The sequence below is a fragment of the Nostoc flagelliforme FACHB-838 genome, assembly GCF_014698065.1.
Taxonomy (GTDB): domain Bacteria; phylum Cyanobacteriota; class Cyanobacteriia; order Cyanobacteriales; family Nostocaceae; genus Nostoc; species Nostoc flagelliforme_B.
In genome coordinates, this window is the sequence record NZ_JACJSI010000455.1 from 1 (window position 1) to 4,363 (window position 4,363).

Below are 4,363 nucleotides of genomic sequence, written 5' to 3' on the forward strand. Positions count from 1 at the left end.
TTCTGATTGCTTTATATGCTGCCCCATTTTCTCCACCAGTTGTTTGATGCTGGCTGGAGTCTTTTCCCAATCTGAGTCGGAAATTTCAATTCCGTAGGCGAGGCAGTTTTCATCCATGCCTCTTAATCTACCATCTCAGTAACCCATTTTTGACTGTAGCGTTTCTTATCCTGTGAACGGTTACCAAATATATTGGTTACATGATGCTGAGGAGTTTGCTCAATTGGCATTAGCAGCAGCTACCATATATATGAAACTTGGTTATACTCAACAGCAGGCAGAAACGGCAGGTAACTTAATTAGTCAGGCTTATCAATTAGCGGATGATGCTGCTTTAGCCCAGAAAGCAGGTAATTTTGACAAAGAAATACAGTTTTATCATCAAGCTAAAGATAAATTAACCCAAGTAGAAACTACATTAGTTTATCAAACCAGCATTGCTATACATCAAATGAAATGGTGGATGTATTTTCGTCATAAACAAAAATTACAGATTCTGCTCCACTTATTTTTACAAAATTTTAAAGCGGTAGGATTGATTAACTTACTTACTGCTCTTAAACTTACATATTTTCTAATGGAAATAGGCAGAGTTCACAAATCGCGTGACTTAGAAACCACCAAACATAATGCTATAAAATACTGGACAGAATTATTGACAATCAAACCGCCACAATATCCTTATCTTGGTTAAACTGCTTATTTTTAGGCTTGAGCGCGATTGGTAAACTACGCATCCTTAACTTTTCCTCGCTTGAATCAAGGATAAACACAATCAAATTACTGCTACTTTACCTAATGCTGTCTCTAAACGGCTGGTGAATTCTGAAGGGCGATCGCACTTGAATTAGGCGGCTACGCCATCGCACCACTATCAAGCAAGTATCACAGCTAACCAAAGAAATTCTTAGAGGAAAAGTCAATGACCCATTGAATAATCAAATAGGACGATGTATGTAATAGATGCGATCGCTCTCGCAAGCGGGGCTATGCCTATCGCCCAATACGGTTTAGTTAAGCAAATTTATCTGTTAAGGCAGGCTGTTCTTGAGCAGGGGAGGCAGGGGAGGCAGGGGGAGAGAAAAAAACTGTATTAGCCGGCCCATCGCCCTCTTTCCCCCAGAACTAGAGACAAGCGCTTGCAAGGTGTGGATATAGCGTAGGGTGTTAGATGTATGCCCCAAAGTCTGCTGTACCAATTGCACAGGTGCGCCCCGGTCTAAACTATGGCTAGCGTAGGCGTAGCCCGCCTTTGGCATCGCCGTCTTCAGTTTCTTAGAGGAAACCTCTATAGTTGGCACAAGTAATTCTAAAACTGTCTTGAGAGAAAACTTATGGTTATTACACAAAGACGTAAACTTGGACGTTCTGGACTAGAAGTATCACCACTATCTTTTGGTGGAAACGTCTTTGGTTGGACTATCGATGAAAATAGTTCATTTGAGATTTTAGATCACTTTATCGCGGCGGGAGGTAATTTTATTGACACAGCTGATGTCTATTCCAAGTGGGTTACAGGAAATCTTGGTGGAGAGTCTGAGACAATTTTAGGAAAATGGCTCAAGCAGCGTGGTCATCGTGACCAAGTGGTGATTGCAACTAAGGTTGGCAATGACATGGGTGTTAGAGGCAAAGGGCTTTCTCGTAAACACATTCAACAAGCTGTTGAAGACTCGTTGCAGAGATTACAAACCGATTATATTGATCTATATCAATCGCATATCGACGATGAAAGCACTCCACTTGAAGAAACTCTTGAAACCTACGGAGAATTGATTCGTCAAGGAAAAGTACGCGCGATTGGTGCTTCAAATTATAGTGCAGAGCGTCTGTTACAGGCATTAGAAATTAGCCGTCAGCATGGCTATCCTCGCTACGAAAGCCTTCAGCCCCGTTATAATTTGTATGACCTAGATGGTTATGAGCAGGATTTACAACAAATCTGCCAAGAACACTCAATTGGTGTGATTAGCTATTCCTCTCTGTGCAGTGGCTTTCTCTCTGGTAAATATCGCTCAGAAAAAGATTTGTCTATTAGTCTGCGTGGTAGTTCTGTAAAAAGATATTTAAATCCTCGTGGTTTGCGAATTTTAGAGGCACTGGATGAAGTGGCCAAGATTTATAATGCTACTCCCACCCAAGTTTCTCTGGCGTGGCTCATTGCTAATCCTACCATTACCGCTCCTATTGTTAGTGCAACAAAGGTTGAGCAACTCAACGATATCATCAAAGCTGTTAATATAAATCTCGACCAAGATGCTATTGACCTTCTCAATCAAGCCAGTTCCTCAAACAGCTAGTATCGCTACCTTGTCAGTCAACAGTTAACAGTTATTCTCCCCATATAAAGAGCTTTCCTCTTTGAAAAAGGGCGGCACATTCTGATGCTTGGCTTGGGCGAAGGGCTGGGGGGTGAGGGCGATCGCGTGAGCATCCTCGCTTAAATGGGGAGAGTGATCGCTTTCCTCGCTTGAATCATAAACAATCGCTCCTGGCTTTCTTAATTTTAATTTTTGAATTGGTATAACTTTATTCCCAAACAATCTAGTTTAATCTAGACAATATATGTCCAATTAAATTATAAATAACTTGCTTTCGAGAGTAAATATATATGCTTTACGATATTACAATGTGTCCCGGACAAAATTGCCCAATAAAACAAAATTGTTCCCGTTTTACAGATGAAATTCTGGGTCGTCAAGATTTTTTTGGAGAAGCTCCCTATAATTTTACTACTAATTTTTGTGAACATTTTATCATTAACTGCCCAGATGAAAATAAAATCCGTTTGAAAGCTTATGAAATTTGGCAACAAATGGGCTATCCAAATGGCAAGTCTGTAGAACATTGGCTTCAGGCTGAAAAGGAGTTAATAGATTTGAAAGTTTAACTTTACTTTTGTAGATTCAACTCTGAAGCTAACTGTTAGCCATTAGACCTATTGCAAAAAAGTTTTGTGGTACATGGCGATCGCTCGAAGTGTCCTCTAAGAATTTACTTTGCTTGTCACCTTCTCTAATGCTTTCTCCAAACGAGTGGTGAATTGTGAAGAGCGATGGCATAAACAGATAACTCATAAAGGTTAGCTTTTTGGTGGTGGATCTACTTATAATGATTCCAGCATTCACCAATCACCCCCCATCACTTATGGCAATACTTCAACTTATTGAACCTGAAGTTAAAGATTTGGGTGGGTTTGTTGCCCGCCGTAGTTTGCCATATTCTAATCGCCAAATGGTTGGGCCGTTTATCTTCTTTGATCATGTTGGCCCGTCTGTTTTGCCACCTAACAAAGGTATCGATGTCCGACCACATCCTCATATCAATCTCGCCACCGTAACTTACCTATTTGATGGTGCTTTGATGCACCGTGATAGTTTAGGCACTGTACAGGAAATTCAACCAGGTGCTGTGAACTGGATGACGGCAGGAAAGGGGATTGTACATTCAGAGCGATCGCCCGACATTGATCGTCAAAATCAAGCTGCCATTCATGGCATTCAAACCTGGGTCGCCTTACCCGTGGAATACGAAGAAATCGATCCAAGCTTTGCTCACTATCCTGCCCAAACCCTTCCTACCTGGGAAGAGAATGGCGCTGTCATTAAACTCATTGCAGGAGTTGCAGGCTCCTACACCTCACCTGTCAAAGTTTTCTCACCTATTCTCTATTTAGATGTGGTGCTGTCTGCCAATGCTCACTTTACTATCCCCACAGGTTATTCAGAGAGGGCAGTATACAGCGTCACAGAAGGTTTAAGCATTAATGGGCAGCCGCTAGAGCCATATCGCCTCGCTATCCTAGAACCAGTCGGTGAAATCAAGGTTTCTGCTGCTGCTACTCGGTGTATTGTTATTGGTGGTGAGCCATTGGGTACACGCTACAAATGGTGGAATTTTGTTTCTAGCCGACCAGAGCGAATAGAGGAAGCTAAAGCCGATTGGCGCGACAACCACTTTGCTACTGTGCCAGATGAAACAGAGTTTATTCCACTGCCAGAAGTGGTAACAGAGGCTAATCCCTTTTAGTATCAGTCATGAGGGTGGGCGTGGGCGATAGCTTGACTACCAATTAAACTAGCTTGCCTAATACTGTCTCCAAACGACTGGTGAATTGTGAAGAGCGATGCTTACGGCGGGCTATGGCGACGCCAGGGGAAACGCACCTTATTTCCTAACAAAAACTAATAAAGATTTCAAAGTCATTTATACAAGTGCAAAAGTTGGCAAGGTTATAAACAAAGTAAATTGATTCTTTTGCAATCGTATAAATTAACTTATCTCTAATAAAAGAACTTTTATTTAAGGATAAATTAGCTAACTATTCAGCCATAAATAAGTAAACTCATCCTTGAAAATAAGC

The 4,363-nt window shown here is 41.4% G+C and carries 7 protein-coding genes; 4 read left to right on the forward strand and 3 right to left on the reverse strand.

All coding sequences use genetic code 11. The features are described 5' to 3' along the window. Positions 1 to 172 precede the first annotated feature (172 nt). Positions 173 to 694, forward strand: coding sequence for a hypothetical protein (locus tag H6G97_RS46420; protein WP_338421995.1), 522 nt, complete (start codon positions 173 to 175; stop codon positions 692 to 694). A 337-nt stretch (positions 695 to 1,031) separates the two neighbouring features. On the opposite strand, the gene H6G97_RS51740 is transcribed toward H6G97_RS46420, so the two are convergent. Continuing rightward, positions 1,032 to 1,301 carry a hypothetical protein gene (locus tag H6G97_RS51740; RefSeq protein WP_199350136.1) on the reverse strand — a complete coding sequence of 90 codons (270 nt, stop codon included), beginning with the start codon at positions 1,299 to 1,301 and terminating at the stop codon, positions 1,032 to 1,034. A gap of 33 nt (positions 1,302 to 1,334) precedes the next feature. Here H6G97_RS51740 and H6G97_RS46430 point away from each other — a divergent pair, with 33 nt between their 5' ends. Beyond that, a complete protein-coding gene (locus tag H6G97_RS46430; RefSeq protein WP_190947147.1) occupies positions 1,335 to 2,300 on the forward strand; it encodes an aldo/keto reductase in 966 nt (321 codons plus the stop codon). A 24-nt stretch (positions 2,301 to 2,324) separates the two neighbouring features. On the opposite strand, the gene H6G97_RS46435 is transcribed toward H6G97_RS46430, so the two are convergent. Further along, positions 2,325 to 2,543 (reverse strand): hypothetical protein, encoded by a 219-nt coding sequence (locus H6G97_RS46435; protein WP_190947148.1) that lies wholly within the window; start codon positions 2,541 to 2,543, stop codon positions 2,325 to 2,327. A 68-nt stretch (positions 2,544 to 2,611) separates the two neighbouring features. Between H6G97_RS46435 and H6G97_RS46440 the strand changes: the two genes are divergently transcribed. Further along, positions 2,612 to 2,890 carry a DUF2934 domain-containing protein gene (locus tag H6G97_RS46440; RefSeq protein WP_199350137.1) on the forward strand — a complete coding sequence of 93 codons (279 nt, stop codon included), beginning with the start codon at positions 2,612 to 2,614 and terminating at the stop codon, positions 2,888 to 2,890. A gap of 28 nt (positions 2,891 to 2,918) precedes the next feature. On the opposite strand, the gene H6G97_RS46445 is transcribed toward H6G97_RS46440, so the two are convergent. Beyond that, positions 2,919 to 3,077 (reverse strand): hypothetical protein, encoded by a 159-nt coding sequence (locus tag H6G97_RS46445; RefSeq protein ID WP_190947149.1) that lies wholly within the window; start codon positions 3,075 to 3,077, stop codon positions 2,919 to 2,921. A gap of 70 nt (positions 3,078 to 3,147) precedes the next feature. Here H6G97_RS46445 and H6G97_RS46450 point away from each other — a divergent pair, with 70 nt between their 5' ends. Continuing rightward, positions 3,148 to 4,029, forward strand: coding sequence for a pirin family protein (locus tag H6G97_RS46450; protein WP_190947152.1), 882 nt, complete (start codon positions 3,148 to 3,150; stop codon positions 4,027 to 4,029). The last annotated feature ends 334 nt before the right edge of the window (positions 4,030 to 4,363 follow it).

Bases quoted from the DNA above. Each gene is read 5' to 3' on its own strand.
- H6G97_RS46430 (WP_190947147.1), top strand. From the start codon at position 1,335: ATGGTTATTACACAAAGACGTAAACTTGGACGTTCTGGACTAGAAGTA.
- H6G97_RS46440 (WP_199350137.1), top strand. From the start codon at position 2,612: ATGCTTTACGATATTACAATGTGTCCCGGACAAAATTGCCCAATAAAA.
- H6G97_RS46445 (WP_190947149.1), bottom strand. From the start codon at position 3,077: ATGAGTTATCTGTTTATGCCATCGCTCTTCACAATTCACCACTCGTTT.
- H6G97_RS46450 (WP_190947152.1), top strand. From the start codon at position 3,148: ATGGCAATACTTCAACTTATTGAACCTGAAGTTAAAGATTTGGGTGGG.